We start from the raw sequence: 552 nt of genomic DNA, 5'->3' as shown, positions 1-552 counted from the left end.
CTATAATAATCATATAATTAAACATAAATACAACTCCCCTATTAAAGTATATATAATAGGTATTTTAGTATTATAGTGTTTTAGTTTACTATTTGTGTATGTATGTTAAATTGTATATATAAGTGTGCGTACATACACCTTATTATAATATAAATTATAATATGAAGAATTTATGTACATAACCTATTATTAGGGATCCATTTAAATGGGTTATTGAGGTCTTTTATAAATTTAAATTAAAAATATGCTAACAACACTTATTGTTATTCCACTTCTAGGAAGTCTTGCACTACTACCTATGAATGATACAACAGCAGCTGGAGCTGATCGGATTAAGAAGGTAGCTCTAGTAGTATCACTAATTGTATTTATTCTATCAGTAATTATGTGGGGAGAATTTGATTCAAGTGCAACACAATATCAATTTGTACAAGAATTTAATACTCTATCATTTTGTCATCTTAATATTGGTATTGATGGTATTAGTCTATACTTTGTTCTACTAACAACATTTATTACACCACTATGTCTACTAAGTCAATGGTCAAATGT

The 552-nt window shown here is 26.8% G+C and carries 1 protein-coding gene; it reads left to right on the top strand.

The genetic code is table 11. The annotated features are described in order from the left end of the window. Window positions 1-244: 244 nt before the first annotated feature. Window positions 245-552, top strand: a 308-nt coding sequence (locus tag ACYVJ0_RS13775) for a hypothetical protein (RefSeq protein ID WP_460818426.1), incomplete at its 3' end; no start/stop codon positions are given.

It is taken from the genome of Microbacterium petrolearium (assembly GCF_054782875.1).
Note: the sequence above shows the minus strand (reverse complement) of the source record. Positions and strands in the feature narration are given on the sequence as shown.